This window comes from Clostridia bacterium, assembly GCA_012841935.1.
GTDB lineage: Bacteria > Bacillota > Peptococcia > DRI-13 > DTU073 > DUTS01.
On record DUTS01000012.1, the window covers coordinates 1 to 22,329 of the forward strand.

The 22,329-nt window shown below is 36.6% G+C and carries 25 protein-coding genes and 1 tRNA gene; all 26 read left to right on the forward strand.

Translation table 11 applies throughout. The annotated features are described in order from the left end of the window. Positions 1-727: signal recognition particle protein (ffh, locus tag GX687_00660; GenBank protein ID HHX95967.1), on the forward strand; the 727-nt coding region annotated here is incomplete at its 5' end. Between the two features lie 25 nt (positions 728-752). After that, positions 753-1,013: a 30S ribosomal protein S16 gene (rpsP, locus tag GX687_00665; GenBank protein ID HHX95968.1), complete on the forward strand. Its 261-nt coding sequence runs from the start codon at positions 753-755 to the stop codon at positions 1,011-1,013. A 13-nt stretch (positions 1,014-1,026) separates the two neighbouring features. Continuing rightward, positions 1,027-1,257, forward strand: a complete 231-nt coding sequence (locus tag GX687_00670; GenBank protein HHX95969.1) for a KH domain-containing protein — start codon at positions 1,027-1,029, stop codon at positions 1,255-1,257. Positions 1,258-1,275: 18 nt separating this feature from the next. After that, positions 1,276-1,782 carry a 16S rRNA processing protein RimM gene (rimM, locus tag GX687_00675; GenBank protein HHX95970.1) on the forward strand — a complete coding sequence of 169 codons (507 nt, stop codon included), beginning with the start codon at positions 1,276-1,278 and terminating at the stop codon, positions 1,780-1,782. Beyond that, positions 1,779-2,516 carry a tRNA (guanosine(37)-N1)-methyltransferase TrmD gene (gene trmD, locus GX687_00680; protein ID HHX95971.1) on the forward strand — a complete coding sequence of 246 codons (738 nt, stop codon included), beginning with the start codon at positions 1,779-1,781 and terminating at the stop codon, positions 2,514-2,516. Before rimM ends, trmD begins: the two co-directional genes overlap by 4 nt. A 37-nt stretch (positions 2,517-2,553) precedes the next feature. Then, positions 2,554-2,895: a 50S ribosomal protein L19 gene (gene rplS / locus GX687_00685; GenBank protein HHX95972.1), complete on the forward strand. Its 342-nt coding sequence runs from the start codon at positions 2,554-2,556 to the stop codon at positions 2,893-2,895. Between the two features lie 43 nt (positions 2,896-2,938). After that, positions 2,939-3,850 (forward strand): ribosome biogenesis GTPase YlqF, encoded by a 912-nt coding sequence (gene ylqF / locus GX687_00690; protein HHX95973.1) that lies wholly within the window; start codon positions 2,939-2,941, stop codon positions 3,848-3,850. Beyond that, complete coding sequence (locus tag GX687_00695) at positions 3,828-4,622, forward strand: ribonuclease HII (protein HHX95974.1); 795 nt, start codon at positions 3,828-3,830, stop codon at positions 4,620-4,622. The genes ylqF and GX687_00695 overlap by 23 nt, the downstream gene beginning before the upstream one ends. A 33-nt stretch (positions 4,623-4,655) precedes the next feature. Then, entirely contained in the window at positions 4,656-5,048 is a 393-nt protein-coding gene (locus GX687_00700; protein HHX95975.1) for a hypothetical protein, read from the forward strand. Next, positions 5,048-6,094 carry a phosphodiester glycosidase family protein gene (locus tag GX687_00705; GenBank protein ID HHX95976.1) on the forward strand — a complete coding sequence of 349 codons (1,047 nt, stop codon included), beginning with the start codon at positions 5,048-5,050 and terminating at the stop codon, positions 6,092-6,094. The genes GX687_00700 and GX687_00705 overlap by 1 nt, the downstream gene beginning before the upstream one ends. Before the next feature lie 126 nt (positions 6,095-6,220). Further along, on the forward strand, positions 6,221-8,386 hold the full coding sequence (locus GX687_00710; GenBank protein HHX95977.1) for a GHKL domain-containing protein: 2,166 nt from the start codon (positions 6,221-6,223) through the stop codon (positions 8,384-8,386). 19 nt (positions 8,387-8,405) lie between these two features. Then, entirely contained in the window at positions 8,406-8,849 is a 444-nt protein-coding gene (dut, locus tag GX687_00715; protein HHX95978.1) for a dUTP diphosphatase, read from the forward strand. A gap of 114 nt (positions 8,850-8,963) precedes the next feature. Then, the gene (locus GX687_00720) at positions 8,964-9,656 is read left to right on the forward strand and encodes a DUF1614 domain-containing protein (GenBank protein HHX95979.1); all 693 of its coding nucleotides are present in this window, start codon (positions 8,964-8,966) and stop codon (positions 9,654-9,656) included. A gap of 3 nt (positions 9,657-9,659) precedes the next feature. Continuing rightward, positions 9,660-10,814, forward strand: coding sequence for a stage II sporulation protein P (locus tag GX687_00725; GenBank protein ID HHX95980.1), 1,155 nt, complete (start codon positions 9,660-9,662; stop codon positions 10,812-10,814). 80 nt (positions 10,815-10,894) lie between these two features. Beyond that, positions 10,895-12,211: a ribosome biogenesis GTPase Der gene (locus GX687_00730; GenBank protein ID HHX95981.1), complete on the forward strand. Its 1,317-nt coding sequence runs from the start codon at positions 10,895-10,897 to the stop codon at positions 12,209-12,211. A 9-nt stretch (positions 12,212-12,220) separates the two neighbouring features. Next, complete coding sequence (gene plsY, locus GX687_00735) at positions 12,221-12,844, forward strand: glycerol-3-phosphate 1-O-acyltransferase PlsY (GenBank protein ID HHX95982.1); 624 nt, start codon at positions 12,221-12,223, stop codon at positions 12,842-12,844. Next, the gene (locus GX687_00740; protein HHX95983.1) at positions 12,841-13,884 is read left to right on the forward strand and encodes an NAD(P)H-dependent glycerol-3-phosphate dehydrogenase; all 1,044 of its coding nucleotides are present in this window, start codon (positions 12,841-12,843) and stop codon (positions 13,882-13,884) included. The genes plsY and GX687_00740 overlap by 4 nt, the downstream gene beginning before the upstream one ends. A 215-nt stretch (positions 13,885-14,099) precedes the next feature. Then, a complete protein-coding gene (spoIVA, locus tag GX687_00745) occupies positions 14,100-15,572 on the forward strand; it encodes a stage IV sporulation protein A (protein HHX95984.1) in 1,473 nt (490 codons plus the stop codon). 118 nt (positions 15,573-15,690) lie between these two features. Next, positions 15,691-16,989 (forward strand): homoserine dehydrogenase, encoded by a 1,299-nt coding sequence (locus GX687_00750; protein ID HHX95985.1) that lies wholly within the window; start codon positions 15,691-15,693, stop codon positions 16,987-16,989. Then, positions 16,989-17,870: a homoserine kinase gene (locus tag GX687_00755; protein ID HHX95986.1), complete on the forward strand. Its 882-nt coding sequence runs from the start codon at positions 16,989-16,991 to the stop codon at positions 17,868-17,870. Before GX687_00750 ends, GX687_00755 begins: the two co-directional genes overlap by 1 nt. A gap of 38 nt (positions 17,871-17,908) precedes the next feature. Beyond that, a tRNA-Pro gene (locus GX687_00760) sits at positions 17,909-17,986 on the forward strand. 36 nt (positions 17,987-18,022) lie between these two features. After that, positions 18,023-18,397, forward strand: a complete 375-nt coding sequence (locus GX687_00765; GenBank protein ID HHX95987.1) for an S-adenosylmethionine decarboxylase proenzyme — start codon at positions 18,023-18,025, stop codon at positions 18,395-18,397. Between the two features lie 182 nt (positions 18,398-18,579). Beyond that, positions 18,580-18,771: a twin-arginine translocase TatA/TatE family subunit gene (tatA, locus tag GX687_00770; GenBank protein ID HHX95988.1), complete on the forward strand. Its 192-nt coding sequence runs from the start codon at positions 18,580-18,582 to the stop codon at positions 18,769-18,771. 6 nt (positions 18,772-18,777) lie between these two features. Further along, positions 18,778-19,491, forward strand: a complete 714-nt coding sequence (gene tatC, locus GX687_00775) for a twin-arginine translocase subunit TatC (GenBank protein HHX95989.1) — start codon at positions 18,778-18,780, stop codon at positions 19,489-19,491. Between the two features lie 73 nt (positions 19,492-19,564). Beyond that, entirely contained in the window at positions 19,565-20,341 is a 777-nt protein-coding gene (locus tag GX687_00780) for a protein-glutamate O-methyltransferase CheR (protein HHX95990.1), read from the forward strand. Positions 20,342-20,361: 20 nt separating this feature from the next. Next, positions 20,362-22,329: hypothetical protein (locus GX687_00785; GenBank protein ID HHX95991.1), on the forward strand; the 1,968-nt coding region annotated here is incomplete at its 3' end.

A 22,329-nucleotide genomic window follows, 5' to 3' on the forward strand; every position in this document is an offset into this window, starting at 1 on the left:
GGATAAATTAGCAGAATTAAAAAAGCATTGTACACCACAAGAAATTCTTTTGGTAGTTGATGCCATGACTGGTCAGGACGCGGTAAATGTAGCTGATAGTTTCCATCAGAAATTAACAATTGATGGTGTGATTTTAACTAAATTAGATGGGGACACCAGAGGGGGGGCTGCTTTGTCGGTAAGAGCGGTTACCGGTGCCCCGATTAAATTTGTCGGTATGGGTGAAAAAATGGATGCTTTGGAACCTTTTCATCCTGAACGCATGGCGTCGCGTATTTTAGGTATGGGTGATGTCTTAACTTTAATTGAAAAGGCTCAAGAAACAATTGATTTACAGAAAGCCCAGGATTTTGAACGTAAACTAATGGCAAATCAGTTTACTTTGGAGGATTTTTTAGAACAAATTCAACAAATGAGGAATTTGGGTCCTTGGGAACAGATTTTAGATTTAATACCAGGAATGGGTAAATTAAAAGGGATGCCTGGTTTTCATATAGATGATAAGGAAATAGGGCATGTGGAAGCAATTATTCGTTCCATGACACCTGAGGAGCGGCAAAGACCGGAAATAATTAAGGGTAATCGCCGTAAAAGAATTGCTCGGGGAAGTGGTACTTCCCTCCAGGAAGTAAATCGTTTGTTAAAACAGTTTGCCCAAATGAAAAAATTAATGAAACAATTTTCTAGTGGAAAAAAGGGTTTGGCAAAACTTCCTTTTTTCAACTAATTATTTTTTAAGGAGGTGAGAGTTAATGGCGACACGTATCAGGTTAAAAAGAATGGGAGCCAAAAAAGCCCCTTTTTACCGTTTAGTCGTGGCTGATTCCCGAGCACCCCGTGATGGTCGGTTTATCGAGGAAATTGGTTATTATGATCCGACTAAAAAACCTACGGTAATAAATATTGATGAAGAAAGAGCCTTATATTGGTTAAAAACCGGGGCACAACCTTCGCGAACCGTAAAATCGCTATTGGCGAAAACTGGTATTTTAGCTAAAGCTAATGAAGAATAGTGGGGTGAGTTTAATGGAGGAGTTAGTTGAGGTAATTGCCAAAGCTTTGGTGGATCAACCTGAGGCGGTAGAGGTTTCTTCCGAAGAAGTAAATGATGAATTGATTATTAGGTTGTGTGTGGCTCCAGAGGATATGGGTAAAGTTATTGGTAAACAAGGACGTATTGCCAGAGCAATTCGTACGGTGGTGCGGGCCTCTGCAGTTCGCGGACAAAAAAAAGTGAATGTGGAAATTATGGAATAAATTTATGGGGGTTTGACCATGGTGGATTATATTAAAATTGGTCAAATAGTTAATACACATGGCAGATTGGGTGAATTAAAAATTTATCCACTTACTGATAATCCCCTTAGATTTAAAGAATTAAAAACAGTATTTATTGATGAAAATAGTTATCCCATTATTAAAGTCCGTTTATATCGACAAATGGTGCTTTTACATTTGGAAGGTATCACCGATCTGCATACCGCCCAAAAACTTAAGGGTAAATATGTAACTCTACCACGTTCAAAATTAAAACAACTCCCCAAGGATTCTTTTTATATATTTGAATTAATTGGTTTAAAGGTTTATGAAGGAGGACATTATTGGGGAAAAGTTTGTAGGGTTTTACAACCGGGAGCTAATGATGTTTATGTGGTTCAAACACCAGATAATAAAGAAATTTATTTGCCAGCTTTGAAAACAGTAATTTTAAAAGTTGATTTGACAAAAAAGCGAATGGAAGTTAAGATCCCACCAGGTCTCATTGGGGAGGAAAGTAAATGAAAATAACGGTCTTTACATTATTTCCGGAAATGTTTGCGGGAATACTGAATACCAGTATTTTAAAAAGGGCTCAAGAAAATCAATTATTGAATTTTGATTTAATTAATTTTCGGGATTATGCTTTTTCGCGACATCAAAATGTTGATGACAGCCCTTTTGGGGGAGGTCCTGGTATGGTCTTAAAGCCTGAGCCAATTTATCATGCGGTAGAATCTGTTTTGGGTAATCCCCGTGATTTTACTGGAAAGATTTTATTAATGTCTCCCCAAGGTAAAAAGTTTACACAAAAGTTGGCTTTGGAATTGGCCCAAGAAGAACAATTAGCTATCTTATGTGGTCATTATGAGGGCTTTGATGAACGGATTCGTTTTTTAGTTGATAGCGAAATCTCTATTGGTGATTATGTTTTGACTGGTGGTGAAATACCAGCAATGGTTATTATTGATGCTGTTAGCCGTTTGATTCCCGGTGTTTTGGGTGAAGAGGAATCCTTAAAAGCTGATTCTTTTAGAGAGGGGTTATTGGAATATCCCCAATATACGCGTCCGCGAGTATTTCGAGGTATGCAGGTTCCTGAAGTCTTACTTTCTGGTAATCATGCTGATATTAAAAAATGGAGGCGGGAAGCGGCTTTACACCGTACTTGGGAAAGGCGGCCTGATTTACTAAAGGGGAAAAAACTTTCTGATGCTGATAAACAATTTTTAGCACAGCTGCAAGCAAAAAAAGAATGATTTAATAATTAGGATTTAGGGAAAGGGGGTAATAAAAATGGATTTGTTAAAATCTGTAGAAGCAGAATATAAACGTGATGATATTCCCGATTTTCGACCTGGGGATCGTGTTCGGGTTCACGTTAAAGTAGTGGAAGGAAATCGGGAAAGAATTCAACTTTTTGATGGTACGGTAATTAAAAGAAGTGGCAGTGGTTTAAACGAAACCTTTACTGTGCGTCGGGTTTCCTATGGAGTAGGTGTGGAACGTTGTTTTCCGATTCATACACCGCGGGTAGAAAAAATAGAAGTTTTGCGTAGAGGTCGGGTGCGCCGTGCCAAACTTTATTATTTACGTAATTTATCTGGTAAAGCTTCACGAATTAAAGAAAGAAAGTAGTTTTAAGGGGGGACTGCAGAATACAGTCCCTTTTATTCCATAATTGGGGAAAAGTGATATTTTTCAAAGAAAAGCTTTAAATTATGTAAGGGGTGAGGGTGTGCTCAATTGGTATCCGGGTCATATGGCTAAAACCAAAAGATTAATTAGGGAAAATCTAAAATGGGTAGATGTAGTTTTGGAACTCATTGATGCCCGTTTGCCGGTTAGCAGCCGTAATCCTATTTTGCCAGATCTTTTAAAACAAAAACCGCTTGTTTTGCTTTTTAATAAGGCTGATTTGGCCGATGAAAAAGCTACTGAAGCTTGGTTAGCTCATTATCGAAGACAAAATTATTCAGTCTTAACTTTTAATGCTTTACAAAATAGAAGCAAAGAACGGAAAAGGCTTTATAATTTAGTGCGAAAACAAGCTCAAGAAGAATTAAGGCGGCGTACAAAAAGGGGTATAAAAAATAAAATTGTACGTTTGATGATTATTGGTATTCCCAATGTGGGTAAATCTACTTTGATTAATAATTTAAAAGGCCGCCGTGTTGCGGCTACCGGTAAAAGGCCGGGAGTGACTAAAGGCAAACAGTGGATTCGTTTAGATAATAATTTGGAACTTTTGGATTTGCCGGGAATTTTATGGCCTAAAATTGATGATCCCGAGGTAGGTTACAAGTTAGCGGTTACTGGTGCCATCAAAGAGGAAATTTATGATCCACTGCCTTTGGCTTTTTGGTTAATTGAATGGTTAAAAGGAAATAAAGCAGGTTGTTTAAAAACCATATATCAAATTCAGGAAACTCAGACTGCGAATTTAGTTTTGACTGCACTTTGTGAAAAACGTGGTTTTTTACAGACTGGTGGAGGTTTTGATTTGGAAAAAGGGGCACTTTTCTTATTGCGTGAATTTGAACAAGGTCGGTTAGGGCGGGTGACAATGGATGTTTACCAATCTTACAATTAAACAAATTGAAAAAAAAATGAAGCAGTTGCCTATAGATGAGTGGTCGGGGCTAATAGAAAACCTTTTTAAGGATAAGCGTAAAGGTGTGCAAAATTTAGCTGGACGTCTAGAAAAGAAATTAGTTTCGTGGGAACGGGAAAAAGAGCGTTTAAGAGAAATGCAGATTTGGGAAATGGTATTATATAAAAAAGGCTATAATTTTATTGCCGGCCTAGATGAAGCTGGGCGAGGCCCTTTGGCAGGTCCGGTTGTCGCTGCTTGCGTTATTTTACCACTTAACTATAATTTACCTGGTTTAAATGATTCCAAAAAATTAAGTGCGGAACAAAGAGAGAGATTAGCCCGTCTAATCAAAAAAGCAGCTGTTGCTTATTCAGTAGGTGTTGTTAATCATTATGAAATTGATTGTTTAAATATTAGGGCGGCTACCCAAAAAGCAATGGTCAAGGCGGTAGATTCCTTATCGATAACACCTGATTATTTATTAATTGATGCTTTGGAAATTAAGTCTTCTATACCTCAGGAAAGTATTATTCGTGGTGATCAACAGTGTGCGGCAATTGCCGCGGCTTCTATTTTGGCTAAAACCACCCGGGATGCACTTATGGATTTTTTAGATTCTTTTTATCCCCAATATGGCTTTAAGCAAAATAAAGGCTATGGAACTACACAGCATTTTTCGGCTTTACGGGAATATGGACCATCTGATGTACATCGCCGTAGTTTTTTAAAACGGCTGGCTGAAATTGGCAACAGGGATTTGAGTTTGTAGGGAGAAAAGAACTAAATTGTGAGGTGAAATTAGGTGAAATATAAAGAACCTCTTTCTTTGGAAAATAGGGCACTAGAAACAACCCGGCGTAAGAAAAAACGTACCAATAAATCAGGCTTAATTCTTTTGTTTTTGATCATTTGGGGTGGTTTATTTGCTGGTGGTTTTTATTTTACCAAAAATTATTTTGATCGAACGATCAATAATATTCAACAAACCAATGCATTAAACATTCAAATGATTAAGGAGCGTTTGGATAGTTTGACTAATGAATTATTGGTTCTTAAAAGTGAAATTAGCACTACAGATCAGACACTTTCTTCAACGGGAAATATTCAGGCGGAATTAAGCAAAAAAATTGAAATATTAGATGCCCAATTAAAAAATCTGGAAAAAAGTTTGCGGATTTTAAAGGAGGCACCCTAATGCGTAGAGCTAATTTATTAGCCTTATTATTAATGGCTCCTTTTCTTGGAGTTTGGTTAGCTTGTGGAAGTTTTACAGGTTATGCTCAGGATTTAGTTTTGCCGGTGGAAAAAACTAATATTTCGCTTCATTCCTTGGAAGAAGGCTTTCGCCTTTTAGCCCAAGAGGTAGGTACTGTGAAAACACAGGTTGTTCAACAAAAAACCCAATATGAGACTGATGAAAAAACCTTGAGTGATTTAACTAAATTAGCAGTTGAGCAAAAGGAAAAATCAGATGAAATTTATGAAACACGTATTTTAACTATGCTTGGTCAGCCGGTAAAGGCACATCGTTCTTCGCGAACGGAAATTAAAGTATTTAAATTAGAGGAATTAGGTTATCGCGGTTATATTGCTAAGGTAAAATTATTTGATCCACGTGCTTTTAAAGTTGTTTTAGCTAAAGATAAGCTGGGAGCTCAAGAAACAACTCTACAGGCCGTAAAAAGGACCGGAGCCCTTTTAGGAATTAATGGTGGCGGTTTTTATACAGAAATGCGAGATGGAAAATCTTATGCTGTTCACATCGGCAATGTGGTTATTGATGGTAAATTAATTACTCCTTTTAATGCTTATCCGGGTAATCTTTGTTTTGCCGGTATTAATAAGTCAGGTCGGGTAATTGGTGGTGTTTATACTCAAAGGGAACAGTTAATGGCCCTAAATCCTTGGCAGGGTGTTAGTTTTATTCCTGTTTTAATTAAAGGAGGGGTAAAACAAACTATTCCCGCTGATTGGGCACAAACTAATCAGCCGCGTACCATTATTGGTGAATATGCTAATGGTGATTTAATTATGATTGTGGTTGATGGTCGTCAGGCGGATTGGAGTAGTGGAGTTACTTTGGAAAGACTTTTGGATAAATTAGTTGAATTGGGTGTCAAGGAAGCCTATAATTTGGATGGTGGTGGTTCAAGTACATTTGTTTACGGTGGTAAAGTCCTTAACCGTCCCTCAGATGGTTCTTTACGGCCAGTAGTTACCAATATTGTGATTCTCCCCTAAGTTCCTTGGGGATTTTTTTTTGAAAAATTATTCAGAAAGCAGGATTTTAATACAGGAACGAGAAATAGGCTATAGGGGTAAAAGGGAATATTTACCTTAAGAGTTTTTTAAAATAGGGGGGCGGGTATGTTAGCACTTAATAAACAAGATGATTCGATTAATTTACAAGTATTTAAGGAATTGTGTTTGTTTTTATTAGGTGCCTTTTTTGTAGCTAAAATATTAACAATCTCACAGTGGGTAAATTATAATCACTTTTTTCGTATGGGTTTAGAGGCACTGTGTATCATTATTGCCTACTCAATTTTTTTGTTAATTTGGTATACTTATGAACAAAGTAGTTTAACTAATCGCTTATTGGGCTTTTGTTTTTTTGTTTTGGGTAGTCTTAGTATGTTTCAGTTGGTTTTTTATTCGGAAAAAGCACTATTTACGCAGCTTAATTTGGCATGCTGGTATTCAGTTACCGGCAAGTTGCTTTTAGCTCTGGTATTGTTAATTATTTATAAAAATTGGCAGGGTGAATTAAATAAATATGGGGGATTATTTATCACCATCAGTTTAACGACTGCTCTGGTGATTGGTTTTTATCAGGTGCAAAACTATTTGCCTGTTGTTATTAGGGTTGGTGGAATTAATAAGGGACAAATTAGTGTTAATATTTTATTGATTTGTTTATTTACCTTTATTTTTTTTAGTTTCAGAGGAGTTTTAATCTGTCAAAAAGGTCCTGCTTATTATTATTTAATGAGTGCGGTTTTGGTCATTATTTTAAGTGAGTTTTATTTTATGTGCAGAGCTGTTTTTATTTTTTATGATTGGAATGCACAGCTATTAAAAGTTTTGGCTTATCTTTTTTTCCTAAAGGGGATTTTTGGTTCGACGGTTGTTTATCCATATCAAAAATATGATAAAATGCGGGAAGTGGCAATTCATGTTTTTGATGAATTACCTTTGGGTGTTTTAATTTATAATCAAAATTTAAAACTTTTTTTTGCCAATAAAAAGGCAGTGGGGTTTTTATCACGACAAAAACAGTCATCAGATAATTTTTCTTATGATTCCTTGGTACGAAAATTCAAAACAGATTTTCCCGAGCAAAAAAAGGTTTTAAAAGATGTTTATTTATCTTTTAAAAATGAAGGGGAGCAGATTTATAAATTAAAGGCAGATTATTATCATTTACCACATAATCATTTAATTTTATTTGAAGAAATAACAGAAAATCAAGAATTAGCAATATTAAAAACGCAAATCAGGATGGTTTTAAATATAATTAATAAAATGGTTATTTTTTTGGATGATAAAAATAAAGTCGTGATGTGTAATCAAAAGTGCTTAGCTGTTTTGGGAGTACAAGAGAAAGAAATTAGCGGTAAACATATAAATGAAATAGTTGCTCGCTTTTGCTTACAAAACAATCCAGATGGTTTAAAATATAAAGAGATGGAGCAGGCCCGTGAATTATATGAAGTGACAATTACGACAGCTCGGGGTGAAAGAAAGGATCTTTTTTATCACATAGATTATTTAACTAATTCTGCTAATGAAAAAATAGGGGCCCTTATTTTAGCAACTGATGTTACACGCTTCAAAAAAGAAGGTCTGCGAATGCAGCAAAAGGAGAAATTAGTGGCTTTGGGTCAAATGGCAGCCGGAATCGTCCATGAAATTAGGAATCCATTAACAGTAATTAAGGGTTTTAGTCAATTGATTAAATATATGGGACATGATGAAAAGATTCGCGAATATGCAGTGTTGATCGATCGCGAAATTAATACCATTGATGATTTTATCAATGATTTTTTAACATATGCTAAACCATCTCCCCCTAATTTAAAACAAGTTTCTTTGGTAGAAATTATTAAATCAATGAAATTAATTATCGAGACTAATTCCTTTTTACGAGATATTAATGTTGATTTTACTTTTACTGGTTTAGATAAACTGATTATTGCTGATGTCAATCAATTGCGGCAGGTTATTTTGAATATAGTAAAAAATGCTATGGAAGCAGTTGTTGATCAAAAAAATCCTTGGATTAAAATTTCTACCCATTATCATGCTCAAGCAGATGAGATGTCCTTGATAATTTTCAATAATGGGAGGGCAATGACACCCGAAGAAAAAATGATGGTTGGTACACCTTTTTTTACTACTAAGGATAAAGGAACAGGTTTAGGGTTAAGTATTTGTTTTCAAATTATTAAAGAACATAATGGCCGCATTGAAATTAAAAGTGAACATAATTGGGGAACCAGTTTTGCTGTTTATTTACCGTGTTTATCGTAACAGAAAGGGGTAAGTTTATATGGAAAAAGTAAAAGTTTATTTTGAGTTATGTCATCCACAGGCCCAAATACCGCGTTATGCACATCCCGGGGATGCTGGTATGGATGTTTTTGCGGTAGAAGATGTGCAGATTGCTCCTGGAGAAACAGTAATTGTTAGAACTGGCTGGAAAGTAGCCATACCTGAGGGTTATGAATTGCAGATTAGACCAAGGAGCGGACTTTCTTGGAAAACATTATTGAGAATTGCCAATAGTCCGGGGACGATTGATGCTGGATATCGTGAGGAAGTAGGTATAATACTTCATAATCTTTCTTTAGAAAAAGAATACCGAATTAAGCAGGGGGAGCGAATTGCACAGTTGGTTTTACAGGCCTTGCCCCAAGTAGAATGTCTGCAGGTAGCAGATGTTGGGGAAATAGGTTCTGATCGCGGTGGTGGTTTTGGATCTACGGGTGACTAAAGGTCTCGCAAAAAACGGGATCTTTTTTTTTATGTACCTTTTGAGATTGTGTATATTTTACTTTTGTTTTGGGAAATTTATGCTATAAAGGTTTATTGAGAAAGGGGTAGTGAGTTGGCTAGATTCCCGCTGGGTGTGCTTGTTTTGTTAGTTTTAATGATAGTTGTTTATTTGGGATTAGCTCATCGTTTGTTAGATCGCCTGCGGCTCACTGATAAAGGAGCACTTTTAGTTTTAGGTGCTCTTTTAATTGGTAGTTTTGTGGATATACCAATAAGTAAAGGTTTAATTAAAATTACTCTAAATATAGGGGGGGCTTTGGTACCCATTGCTTTAGCCATTTATTTATTACTGAAAGCAGGTACTAGAAAAGAATGGGTGCGAGCTTTGGTAGCCACATTGATTACCGCTGCAGTTGTTTTTTTCCTGGGTAGTATTATTATGCAGGGTGATCCTAGTGATCGTTTTACTATGATTGATCCTTTATATATTTATCCAATTGTAGGGGGCTTGACAGCTTATTTATTGGGTCGTTCTCGGCGGGCTGCCTTTATTGCAGCTACACTAGGGGTTTTAAGTCAGGATATCATTCATTTCTTTTGGCTGTGGGGACAGGGGATTGCTGGTAATGTACATTTGGGTGGTGGTGGTATGTTTGATTCTATTGTTCTAGCTGGTTTAATTGCTATTTTATTAGCTGAATTAATTGGTGAATCTAGAGAACGCCTTCAGGGAGGACCGGTAAGTGAAGGGCGCGACCCTGATTTATTACGACATTTGAAAAGTGATCAAGGGGGGGAGGAATAACCTATGCGTTCTTTTTTGAAATATTTTTTTGTTTTGACTGCACTGTTTTTATTAATTACTGCTGGTTTATTTTTGTTTGGGGATAAATTGGTTCTTTCTCAAACCGTGGGACTTTTTAATTTGCGTGCCGGATGGGAAAAAGAACTGGCATATGGTACTTTTTATACCATTGTTGATGAGGATAATAAGGAAATAGATCGGATGGGACGTTATGTTTATCTAGATGATGAAATTATTACTGAAGATAATCGTCATTATAAAATTGTGAAAACAGATAGTAAAAAAAGGGTGGCAACAGGAAAATTGATGGGTGAAGCCGAATTAGTATGGGCAGGGGATACTACTGTAGAGGTATTAGCCAAAAATAAAGGCAAAGTAGGTATTTATATGACTCATACAGATGAATCCTATGTACCTACAGACGGGGCTGCTAGTATTCCGGGTAATGGTGGTATTTTAAAAGTGGGTAATGTTTTTGCTAATTTTTTAAAGGATCTAGGAATTGAAACTGAAATTAGTTTTAATAAACATGATCCCCATGATGCTAATGCTTATCATCGTTCACGCAAAACTGCTGTTCAGCTTTTAAAAAACAATCCAATTGCTTTAGTAGATGTACATCGTGATGGTGTACCTGATCCTGATTTTTATAAAACCGAAGTATCTGGAAAACCAGGTACCAAAGTACGTTTAGTTGTCGGCAGACAAAACCCTCATATGGAAGCTAATTTAGCTTTTGCTAAAAATATTAAGGCCTATTTTGATAAAGTTTCACCTGGTTTGATTAAAGGTATATTTATGGCCAAAGGTAATTATAATCAGGATTTGGGTCCGCGAACCATTTTGATTGAGGTTGGTACATATACTAATAGTCGTATTGCAGCACAGCGGGGTGTAGGGGAATTTGCTGAGGGTGTATCACGGGTAGTAGGTAGTATTGCTGGTCCAGGGGAAGCACCAGGTGTAAAAAAAGGGTTGGAGGGAAAGGCGATTGTTAAATCCTTAATAGGTTTGATTCTTTTAGTTGTTATTGGCGGAGCCTTATTCCTCTTTTTAAGCACAGGAAGTTGGCAAGGTGCTTGGCATAAGCTTTCTCAATTGGATCGGGAATTTGGTTTTGGTAAGCTTAGAGAAGGTGATAAAGGATCTGATGAATGAGAGTGGTTGACGAAAAATCGCAGATATTGGATAATTAAATTATGTAGATTGCTTTTTTAACCGGGAAGGAGGGGATAATATTGTCAAAACCGATTGTCGCCATTTTGGGTCGACCTAATGTTGGCAAATCAACCTTGTTTAACCGGTTAACCGGAGGGCGTACAGCTATTGTGGAGGATACCCCTGGGGTAACTAGAGATAGGTTGTATCGTGATGCGGAATGGCAGGGTAAACGGTTTACACTTATTGATACAGGTGGACTGGATTTTGGTGGTAAAGAAGAATCAATCAGTCATCAGGTAAAACGTCAGGCGGAAATAGCCCTACAAGAGGCCGATGTCTTATTGTTTGTTGTGGATGGACGTACTGGCTTGATGTTTGAAGATGAATTGATTGCTCATTTATTGAGGAAAAGTAAAAAACCAGTTATTTTAGTGGTTAATAAAATTGAATCATTCCATGATAATCTAGATTTTTATGAGTTTTATCGCTTAGGTTTAGGTGATCCTTTGCCAATTTCGGCTGAACATGGTTTAAATATTGGTGATTTATTGGATTTATTAATTAAAGAATTTGCTGAAATTTCTTGGGAAGAAGAGCCTGACTATATTAAAATAGCGGTGGTTGGTAGACCTAATGTGGGTAAATCCTCCTTAGTGAATGTAATCTTAGGTGAAGAAAGAGTTATTGTTAGCTCTTTACCAGGCACAACTCGTGATGCTATTGATTCACCATTTCACAGACAAGGGCAAGATTATCTCTTAATTGATACGGCCGGAATGCGGCGTAAAGGTAAAATAGTGCAGAAAACGGAAAGGTTTAGTGTGAATCGAGCTTTGAAATCTATTGAACGTTGTGATGTAGTTTTGATTATTTTAGATGCCTTGGAAGGTGTTACAGAACAAGATCAAAGGATAGCTGGTTATGTACATGAGGCAGGTAAAGGTGCTATAATCGTAGTAAATAAGTGGGATTTGGTAGAAAAGGAAAGGCAAACCATGGCCGAATATCAAGAAAAGATTCGTCGGGATTTAAGTTTTATGACTTATGCCCCTATTTTGTTTGTTTCGGCATTTACTAAACAAAGAGTAATGAATATTTTGGAGATGGTTAATTTTGTAGAAAAAGAACAACATAAACGAGTTAAAACTAGTGTTTTAAATGAGGTTATTAGTGAGGCGGTTTTATTTACACCTCCACCGACCTATAAAGGACGGCGTTTAAAAATTTATTATTGTGCTCAAGTTGGAATTAAACCACCCCATTTTGTTTTCTTTATTAATGATCCACAATTAGTGCATTTCTCTTATTGGCGTTATTTAGAAAATAAGCTGCGTGAAAATTTCGGTTTTGAGGGTGTAGCCCTACGTTTGACAGCTAGAAAAAGAGAGGAGTAATGAAAATTGGTGTTTTTTAAGGCCTGTTTAGTCATTATTCCGGCCTATTTACTTGGGTCTATATCTTTTGGCATCATTGTTTCTAAGTTGATTAAAAAGATAGATATTCGTGATTATGGTAGTGGTAATATTGGTTTTACCAATGTATTAAGGGTAGTTGGCAAGGGGCCAGCCGCTTTAGTTTTATTAGGTGATGCTTTAAAAGGAAGTATGGGGGTTCTCCTTGGTTATTATCTCGGGGGGGCAAGTTATGGCTATGCCGTAATTGGTGGGATTATGGCTATGTTAGGACATACATATCCACTTTATTTTAAATTTAAAGGTGGAAAGGGGGTTGCGACCGGTTTAGGTGTTATTATTACTTTGGCCCCTGATGTAACTTTAATTGCCTTATTAATTTTTCTAATTACTGTATTTATTAGCCGTTATGTTTCTTTAGGATCTTTATTGGCGGCAATTAGTGTACCAATATGTATGTATTTATTAAATAAAGCTGTGCCTATTTTTTTATTTGGTACTTTTGGTGCCCTGTTTGTAATTTATAATCATCGGGCAAATATTGTTCGTCTTTATCAAGGGAAAGAAAATAAAATAGGTAAAAATCAGGTGGTGAAAAGGAGAGAAGAAAAATGAAAAAAATTGCCGTATTGGGAGCAGGTAGTTGGGGAACTGCCTTATCTTTGGTTTTAGCTAGAAAAGGACATCAAGTTTCTTTATGGGGTAGAAATGAAACTAAAATAACCCAAATTAATAAATTAAGGGAGAATGTACCTTATTTGCCCGGAGTATTATTACCTGAAAAAATACAAGTAACAGTAGATTTGGATGAAGCCTTAGCTGATAAAAAATATATAGTTTTAGCTGTACCCTCAAGAAGGGTGCGGGGAATTTGTCAAATTATTAAAGACAGTATTAATAAAAAGAACATTATTATTAATGCTGCTAAGGGAATTGAACTAGAAACTTTAAAAAGAATGAGTGAAGTTATGGAGGAGGAATTAGAGGGTATTGATCCTTCAATAGCCATTATTTCCGGGCCGAGTCATGCCGAAGAAGTGGGCCGGGGGATTCCAACAGCGATTGTTGTTGGCTCTAGAAAACGGAAAATAGCTGAAGAAATTCAGGATTTATTTATGTCCCCGGAATTTAGAGTTTATACGAATTCGGATTTGATTGGTATAGAATATGGAGCGGCTTTAAAAAATGTAATAGCTTTGGGGGTAGGGATTGCCACTGGGGTTGGTTATGGGGATAATGCTAAGGCAGCTTTAATTACTAGGGGATTAACTGAGATAGCTCGTTTAGGTGTGGCTGCAGGTGCTAGTCCTTTAACTTTTGTAGGTCTCACTGGAATTGGTGATTTGGTAGTTACTTGTGGTAGTGAATATAGTAGAAATAGAAGGGCAGGAATTCAAATTGGCAAGGGAATTCCTTTAGAGCATGTTTTACAGCAAATAAATATGGCCGTAGAGGGTGTGTCTGCAACGAGGGCAGCTTGTCAATTGGCTAGAAAATATAAGGTATCAATGCCCATCAGTGAAGAAATATATGCTGTTTTGTTTAGAAATAAAAATGTAAAAGAAGCTTGTGAATCTTTGATGCTTCGAGATCGTAAAGATGAAGCTGAAGGATTAATGTTCCCGGCTAAACGGAAAACTACAAAAAAGAAGTAGAAATAAAAAAATAAGGTATGTTTAAAATGTTTAATTTGTGTTTGAGTACACAAATTAAACATTTTTTTTCTTCTGAGTAATAAATAATGACTAAGGACAATATATATGTATTGTTCAAAATCTTTAAATTTGTACAAGAGCCGTTAAGGGGGGATGATGGGTAGTAATTTTCAGGTGCAATTTAGTATAGATAAATTTCTCAAGGAGGGGATTGTGTGGAAAAAATATTTCGTGATCTTGCTGAAAGAACAGGAGGTGACATTTATTTAGGGGTTGTTGGTCCTGTTCGTGCAGGCAAATCCACTTTTATTAAAAAATTTATGGATTTGTTGGTGCTTCCTAGGATAACTAATGATTATGATCGGGAAAGGGCGGTAGATGAATTACCGCAGAGTGGTGCTGGAAAAACGATCATGACTACTGAACCTAAATTTATTCCTAATGAAGCTATTGAGATTGAAGTCAAAGAAGGGCTTACTATTGCGGTCAGATTAGTAGATTGTGTAGGTTATACTATTCCCGGGGCCATTGGTTATGAAGATGAAACAGGTCCGCGAATGGTTAACACTCCTTGGTCTGAAGAAGCAATGCCTTTTCAGGAAGCAGCGGAAATGGGCACCCAAAAGGTTATTGCAGATCATTCAACTATTGGTGTGGTCGTGACAACAGATGGTAGTATCACTGATTTACCCCGGGAAAATTATTTAGAAGCCGAGACTAGAATAATTGAGGATTTAAAGACTACTCATAAACCTTTTGTTGTTTTATTAAATTCGCTTAATCCTTATGAAGTGGCTGCTATAGAATTAGCCCAAGAATTGGAGGCAGAATATGAAGTTCCTGTTATTCCGGTAAATTTAGCTCAATTATCCGAAGAAACATTAATGCAAATTTTAGAAGAGGCGTTATTTGAATTTCCCGTGACTGAGGTTAATGTCAGTTTACCAAAATGGATTGAGGAATTGGCAGCAGAACATTGGTTAAGAAAAAAATTCGAAAGTTCGGTTTATGAAATTGTAAGTAAAGTTAGACGGCTGCGTGACATAGATCAGGCCATGGAAACTTTAGCCGAATTTGATTTCATTAATGAAGTAATTTTAGAAGATATGGAAATGGGTACTGGTATGGCTTCTCTGCAAATGTCAGCCAAAGAACATCTTTTTTATGAGGCATTGGGAGAAGTGACCGGTTTAGAGATAAGTGGTGATGATGATATTTTCCGTTTTTTGAGAGATTTAAGCCAAGTTAAGGTGGAATATGATAAAGTTGGTGATGCCTTAGAAAGGGTGCGGGAAACTGGTTATGGTGTGGTTAATCCACTTGTTTCGGAAATGAATCTCGAAGAACCAGAATTAATTAAACAGGGGGGGCTTTTTGGAGTTAGATTAAAGGCCAGTGCCCCATCACTACATATTATCCGTGCAGATATAGCCGCAGAAATTACGCCTTTGATGGGTACAGAAAAACAGTGTGCGGATTTGGCGGATTATATTACGGAAAAATTCCAAGAGGATCCATCTCAAATTTGGAAATATGATATCTTCGGTAAATCACTACATGATCTGGTCAGAGATAGTATTCAAAGTAAACTACAAGCCGTGCCGGAGAATGTGCAAGAAAAATTACAGGAAACACTTAGAAGAATAGTAAATGACGGTAGTGGAGGTATTATTTGCATTATTATTTAAAAGTCGGTTTATACCGGCTTTTTTTATGAACAGTAAGAAACATTGATGTTCCCAAAAGGAGGTGATATAATGGCTAGCAAATATAGTAGTTGTTTGCTATATCTAGGAGGGTTGTCCTATGCGGGAAATAAAGATTGCGTTACTAGGTTTGGGAACTGTTGGTCAGGGTGTAGTTAAGGTTTTACAAAAAAATGCAGCCCTATGGTCTAAAAAATGTCAAGCGGAAATTAAATTACAAAAGGTTTTGGTTAAAAATAAAGAAAGCAGTCGTGAAGTAAATTTACCCCCCGGAGTAATTACTACTGATTGGCAGGAAATCATTAATGATCCCTCAATTAAGATTGTCATTGAATTAATTGGCGGTATTGAACCAGCACGTACTTATGTTTTAGAAGCATTAAAACAGGGTAAAGATGTTATTACTGCTAATAAGGACCTTTTGGCTGAATATGGTGCAGAGATTTTATCTGTTTGTGAAAAAGCTAAACGTAATATTTTTTTTGAGGCCAGTGTCGGTGGCGGCATCCCTTTAATTAACCCCCTTAGGCAAAGTTTAGCCGCCAATAATTTGGAAAAGGTTATGGGGATTGTCAATGGCACAACAAATTATATTTTAACTAAAATGTCACAAGTGGGAATGGATTTTGCGGTGGCTTTAAAGGAAGCACAGGAATTAGGTTATGCTGAGGCGGATCCTACTGCTGATATAGAGGGTTTTGATGCTGCTCGAAAAATTGCTATTTTGGCTTCTTTGGCTTTTCATACTCGTGTATGCCTTTCTGATGTTTATGTAGAGGGGATTTCTCAAATTACCGCCCAGGATCTTGCTTATGCTCAAAAATTGGGCTATACCATTAAATTATTAGGTATTGCCACTGCCGAAAATGATGAAATAGAAGTAAGAGTTCATCCAGCTTTACTCCCTTTAAATCATCCTTTGGCTAATGTTAATGATTCTTTTAATGCTGTTTTTGTTCGCGGTGATGCGGTTGGTGAAACTATGTTTTATGGTCCAGGAGCCGGACAATTACCCACTGCTAGTTCAGTGGTTGGTGACTTAATAACCGCGATTAAAAAAATTACAGCTAATTGTCAGGATTATTCTACTTGTACTTGTTATGCTGAGAAAAAAATTAGACCTATGGATGAGGTTAAAACTAGTTATTTTTTACGCTTAAGGGTTGTTGACCAGCCGGGGGTTTTAGCAGGAATCGCCGGTATTTTTGGTCAAGAGGGAGTAAGTTTAGCTTCAGTGGTACAGCAAGGTTGTTTTCCAGATGAAGCTGAATTAGTGGTAATTACTCATTTGGTTAAGGAAAAGGCTATGCAGGCTTCATTAAACAAAATTGAACAGCTGCCAACTACTAAAAAAATTGTTAGTTTAATCCGAGTCGAGGAATCCGGAGGAGTAATTTAATGTTACAGATAAGTGTACCGGCCACCAGTGCTAATTTGGGTCCTGGTTTTGATTGTGTGGGTTTGGCCTTGGATTTAAATAATGAGTTTTATTTTTTTGAATCCGAAGTTGCCCCTCCACCGAAAACAACACTATTACGATCTGGTAGTTTGGTTCATCAAGGCTTAGATCTCGTACAACATAGATATGGTAAAAAAATACCGGCATTAAAAATAGCGGTAAAAACAAAAATACCTAGAGCTAGAGGTTTAGGGAGTAGTGCTACTCTTACGGTTGCTGGAGTTGCTGCTGCTAGCATTTGGGGTGAACTTAATTTATCTACTAGCGAAATAATTAATTTAGCTAGTGAAATTGAAGGTCATCTTGATAATGTAGCCCCAGCGGTAATAGGTGGTTTGGTTCCCGCAGTAGCAACTCCTCAGGGCATTAAATATCTAAAGATTATACCTCCTAAACCTCTAAAAATTATAGTCGGTGTACCTGATTTCAGATTATCTACAGCTGCTGCCAGGAATGTTCTTCCAAAACAGGTAGCTTATACAGATGCTATCTTTAATACTGGCAGATTTGGTTTGTTAATGACCGCTTTAATTACCGGGGAGTATCAAATGCTGCCGATAGCTATGCAAGATCGTTTACACCAGCCCTATCGTGCTCCTTTAATTCCCGGCTGGGAAGAGGTAATTACCGAAATTAATGCTAGTGGGGCCTTAGGGTGTTGTTTAAGTGGTGCTGGACCTTCTATACTTGTTTTTTGTGAACAAAATACAGACCAAATTAGCTTTATTTTGGAAAATACTTGGCGGCAGCAGGGAGTAAAAGCTCAAACTTATTTATTAACAATTTCATTGGAGGGCATGAAATATTGCTGGAAAGATTGACAGTTTACTAAGTGACTTATATAATTAAAATGTGGTTTCGGGGCGTAGCTCAGTTTGGTTAGAGCGCCATCTTGGGGTGGTGGAGGCCGCTGGTTCAAATCCAGTCGCTCCGACCATTTTTTTATTGAAAGAAAATAAAGGGGGCATGGTAAATGGGAGCATTGGGCCGTCATGTGTTAGCTGAATTTTTTGGCTGTTCATTTGAAGTTCTCAATGATCTTAAAAAAGTTGAGAAAACCATGGTGAATGCGGCACTAGAGGCCGGGGCTGAGGTAAGAGAATATGTTTTTCATAAATTCAGTCCCCATGGTGTAAGTGGAGTAGTGGTAATTTCCGAATCACATTTGGCTATACACACTTGGCCAGAATTAGGTTATGCGGCTGTTGATGTTTTTACTTGTGGAGAAAAGGTTAATCCTTGGGATGCCTGTCGATTTTTGGTTGAAAAGTTTGGTGCGGAAGATATGCAAGCAAATGAGGTAAAACGCGGTCTGATATCTGCCAACAAACTAGCTGTAAATTTATAGGGAGGGGTATTTATTTTACACCGAACAAATGATTAAAACGTCTTCTTTGTATTAAAAATAAGGGAGACGTTTTAATCATTTGTGATAGTGATTTTTTGCTTTTGCTATTTTGCTGTGATATAATCAGCCTGTAAGATGAAAATACAGCATTTAGATATTTTGGTTTTTGGGGGGAGTGTCCCATGTTTTCTATAGGTACCACAGAATTAATCTTAATTTTGGTATTGGTGTTAATTCTTTTCGGTCCTGGTAAATTACCTGAAGTGGGTAGATCTATGGGTAAAGCTTGGCGGGAATTTAAAAAAGCTAAAGATGAATTAGCTGAGGAATTAGAAGATGAACCTGAAAGTGAATCCCCCGAGAAAAATGGGTGAGAACAGATGGAGACCAAAAAATTATCATTACTAGAGCATTTAACTGAGCTGCGAAGGAGATTAATTATTTCTTTGGTGGCTCTTTTTTTGGGGATGTTGTTTTCTTTTACATTTTTGCAGGATTTGTTATTTAATTTGGTAAATAACCCCTTAAGAAAATTAGGTTTAGAATTGGTTGCCTTATCGGTTACGGAAGGATTTTTATTACAATTAAAAATAGCTCTTTTGGGTGGTTTATTAATTTCCTCCCCAATTATTCTTTGGCAAATAATAGCTTTTGTATTACCTGCTTTATATGAAAACGAAAGAAAAATTGGGGGTTTTCTTTTTGTTTCCGGCCTTTGTTTATTTGTTTTAGGTATAATTTTTGCTTATCAAGTAGTTTTGGAATTGGGGCTGCGTTTTTTGTTAATAGAATTTGGTGCCGGTTTAATTCCATTTCTTTCCGCTTCTAAATATTTGAGCTTTTTATTAGGTTTTTTAGTACCTTTTGGTTTGGTTTTTGAAATTCCGTTAGTTGTATATTTGTTAACTAAAGCTGGTATTTTAACACCACAAATTTTACGAAAAAAACGGCGTTATGTTATCCTTTTAATTTTTATTTTAGCGGCTTTTTTAACACCACCGGATGTTTTTTCACAAATATTATTGGCTTTACCAATGTTGGTTTTATATGAGGTGAGTATTCTACTCGCAGTTTTGGTTAAAAAAAGAACCTAAGCAGGAGTTTTGTGGAAATTAGTAGAATGTAAATATATTATCAAAAAATAGTAAAAGATTGGTGTGCTGGGTAATGGATGCTTATGAAAGATTTTTAAATGATTTGAAAAATAAGCTCGGGCTAGATTTGTCAGGTTATAAAAGAAAACAAATGGAAAGAAGAATAAGCTCATTAATGAAGTATTTGGAATTGGAAAATAGTTATGAAAAACTGATTAAAATTTTGCTCCGAGATGAAGATATTTACCATAGTTTTTTGGATCGGATTACAATTAATGTTTCCGAATTTTTTCGTAATCCTGTGCAATGGGAAATTCTAAGAAAAAAGATGATGCCTTTATTGTTATCCCCAGATAAAAGACTTTATATTTGGAGTGCTGGCTGTGCCTCTGGTGAGGAACCTTATAGTTTGGCCATGAGTTTAATGGGAGTTTTCCCCTGGCAAAAATATGTATTATGGGCAACAGATTGTGATCAGGTAGTCCTTGAAAAGGCTAAACAGGGTGTTTATCCTCCTAATAGTGTACAAACCATTCCCGAAATTTTTTTAAAACAGTTTCTTGTTTTTAAGGATGGAGAATATTTTGTAAAACCTGAACTAAAAAGGTCTGTGTTATTTGAAAAACATGATCTTTTAAAAGATGAATTTCCTAAACAAATGGATTTAATTGTTTGTCGTAATGTGGTAATTTATTTTAAAGAGGAAATTAAAGATGAACTCTATTTGAAATTTTATAAAGCTTTACGACCAGGTGGTATTTTATTTGTTGGTTGTACTGAACAAATTATACAAGCACGGAAAATTGGTTTTGAATCTATTAGTCCCTTTTTCTACAGGCGTTCATTATAAAGAACAAAAGGAGGATTTTTATGTCTGAAAGTATTTTTGTTTTGGATATAGGTACTCGTACGGTAGTAGCCCTTTGGGCTTCTTTTCGGGAGGGAGCAATGTATGTTGAACACATTTTAACTAAAGAACATCAAACCAGAGCTATGTTTGATGGACAAATTCATCATGTGGAAGAAGTAGTAAATATTGTTGAAAAACTTGTTCGACAAATGGAACAGCTTGTAGGTAGGGAAATTAAACAAGTTGCCGTGGCAGCAGCTGGCAGAACATTGGAGACAGTAAAGGGAAGTACGGAAATGGTTCACCCAATAAGTAGTGTTTTTACAAAAGAAGAAGTTTTAGCTTTAGAATTGGAAGCAGTGGAGGAGGCACAAGCCTCCTTACCAACTAATGCGGATTTGCCCTTATCTTTGCAATATTATTGTGTAGGTTATAGTATTGTTCAGGAATATTTGGATGATGTACCTATTGGTTCTTTAGTGGGTCAGAAGGGGGAAAAAGCACGTATAGAAATAATTGCCACTTTTTTACCGCGGATGGTGGTAGATTCATTACAAAATGTTGTGGAAAAAGCTGGCTTAGAGATTGTTTCTTTAACATTAGAACCAATTGCCGTAGCTAATTTGGTGCTTAATCCGGCTATGCACCGTTTAAATCTGGTTTTAGTTGATATTGGGGCTGGCACATCTGATATAGCGGTTTGTGGTGAAAATTTCATTTCGGCTTTTGGCATGGTGCCTTTGGCCGGGGATGAAATTAGTGAGGCTATCTCAGGCAGCTTTTTATTGGATTTTCATCGAGCTGAGGATGTAAAAAAGCAGTTGTTGTGGCCTTCAGAAATTAAAACTGTAGATATTTTGGGCCAAGAACGAATTCTTTATGCTGATGAAATTAAAAATGGTTTGCGGCCTGTTTTGGAAAAAGTAGCTGGGGCTATCGCCGAAAAGATTTTGGAGTTAAATGGTAAATCCCCACAGGCTTTATTATTGGTAGGTGGAGGAAGTTTAACTACTGGATTGCAATCACAAATAGCCGCGGCGATAAGTCTATCCGAAGAAAGAGTAGCTGTACAGCAGGCCGCCAAGGTGCAGGGTATTAATAATTTACCAGAGGAGTTTAATGGCCCCCATTTTATTACGGCGATGGCGATCGCTTACACGGCTTTAACTAACTCTACCATGAGTTTTATTACTGTTTATATAAATGATACTCCAGTACGTATGTTGAATTTAGCCCAGAATAATGTAGCTGGTGCCCTTTTAGCTGGCGGCTATAATTTACGTGAATTATATGCTCGTCCAGGAATGGCTATAACTTATGAATTAAATGGTGAATTATTTACTGTGCCTGGTGGGGAAGGTGAGCCTGGTCAAGTTTTACTTAATGGCGAGGCAGCTGATTTCGGTGATCCTGTATTTCATGAAGCCAGACTAACCTTTATTCCGGGGAAAAAAGGTGTTGATGCCCAAATTACATGTGCAGAATTATTAAAGGAGCAGTTGATTACATATTGGCTTAATGGAGAAGAAATAAAACTGCTGCCGCGTATCAAAGTGGGGGAACAATATTTAGCTGCTGATGATTTTGTTAGAGATGGCAGCAAAATTGAAATAGAGCATTCCTATCAGGTAGGAGAGGTTTTACAACAGGCGGGATTATTAAATAAGTTCATAAAGTTAAATGGTCAACAGATGAATCTTGGGGAATTCATTGAGGTTCGAAAAAATGGTGAAATAATAACCCTTTATGAAATGGTAAACCCAGGGGATGCTTTAGAATTCAGTCAAGCCCCGGTTTATTTGTCTACTGTTTTGCCTAAGGAAGCAATGGTTTATATAGAGGTTATGGTAAATGGTCAGCCGGTAAAACTAAATTGTTTACAGGTATGGTTGAACAATACCAAAGTTAATTCATGGGACAAAATTAAATTAAAGCATGGAGATGTTTTAGAATATCAGACTGAAGGATCCACATATCAGCCTATTTTA

Coding starts and splice junctions, on each gene's coding strand:
- GX687_00705 (HHX95976.1), top strand. CDS start 5,048: ATGCGTAGAGCTAATTTATTAGCCTTATTATTAATGGCTCCTTTTCTT.
- GX687_00750 (HHX95985.1), top strand. CDS start 15,691: ATGCGGGAAATAAAGATTGCGTTACTAGGTTTGGGAACTGTTGGTCAG.
- dut (HHX95978.1), top strand. CDS start 8,406: ATGGAAAAAGTAAAAGTTTATTTTGAGTTATGTCATCCACAGGCCCAA.
- tatA (HHX95988.1), top strand. CDS start 18,580: ATGTTTTCTATAGGTACCACAGAATTAATCTTAATTTTGGTATTGGTG.
- GX687_00740 (HHX95983.1), top strand. CDS start 12,841: ATGAAAAAAATTGCCGTATTGGGAGCAGGTAGTTGGGGAACTGCCTTA.
- trmD (HHX95971.1), top strand. CDS start 1,779: ATGAAAATAACGGTCTTTACATTATTTCCGGAAATGTTTGCGGGAATA.
- rimM (HHX95970.1), top strand. CDS start 1,276: ATGGTGGATTATATTAAAATTGGTCAAATAGTTAATACACATGGCAGA.
- rplS (HHX95972.1), top strand. CDS start 2,554: ATGGATTTGTTAAAATCTGTAGAAGCAGAATATAAACGTGATGATATT.
- GX687_00765 (HHX95987.1), top strand. CDS start 18,023: ATGGGAGCATTGGGCCGTCATGTGTTAGCTGAATTTTTTGGCTGTTCA.
- GX687_00780 (HHX95990.1), top strand. CDS start 19,565: ATGGATGCTTATGAAAGATTTTTAAATGATTTGAAAAATAAGCTCGGG.
- GX687_00670 (HHX95969.1), top strand. CDS start 1,027: ATGGAGGAGTTAGTTGAGGTAATTGCCAAAGCTTTGGTGGATCAACCT.
- tatC (HHX95989.1), top strand. CDS start 18,778: ATGGAGACCAAAAAATTATCATTACTAGAGCATTTAACTGAGCTGCGA.
- GX687_00725 (HHX95980.1), top strand. CDS start 9,660: ATGCGTTCTTTTTTGAAATATTTTTTTGTTTTGACTGCACTGTTTTTA.
- GX687_00755 (HHX95986.1), top strand. CDS start 16,989: ATGTTACAGATAAGTGTACCGGCCACCAGTGCTAATTTGGGTCCTGGT.
- GX687_00695 (HHX95974.1), top strand. CDS start 3,828: ATGTTTACCAATCTTACAATTAAACAAATTGAAAAAAAAATGAAGCAG.
- GX687_00710 (HHX95977.1), top strand. CDS start 6,221: ATGTTAGCACTTAATAAACAAGATGATTCGATTAATTTACAAGTATTT.
- rpsP (HHX95968.1), top strand. CDS start 753: ATGGCGACACGTATCAGGTTAAAAAGAATGGGAGCCAAAAAAGCCCCT.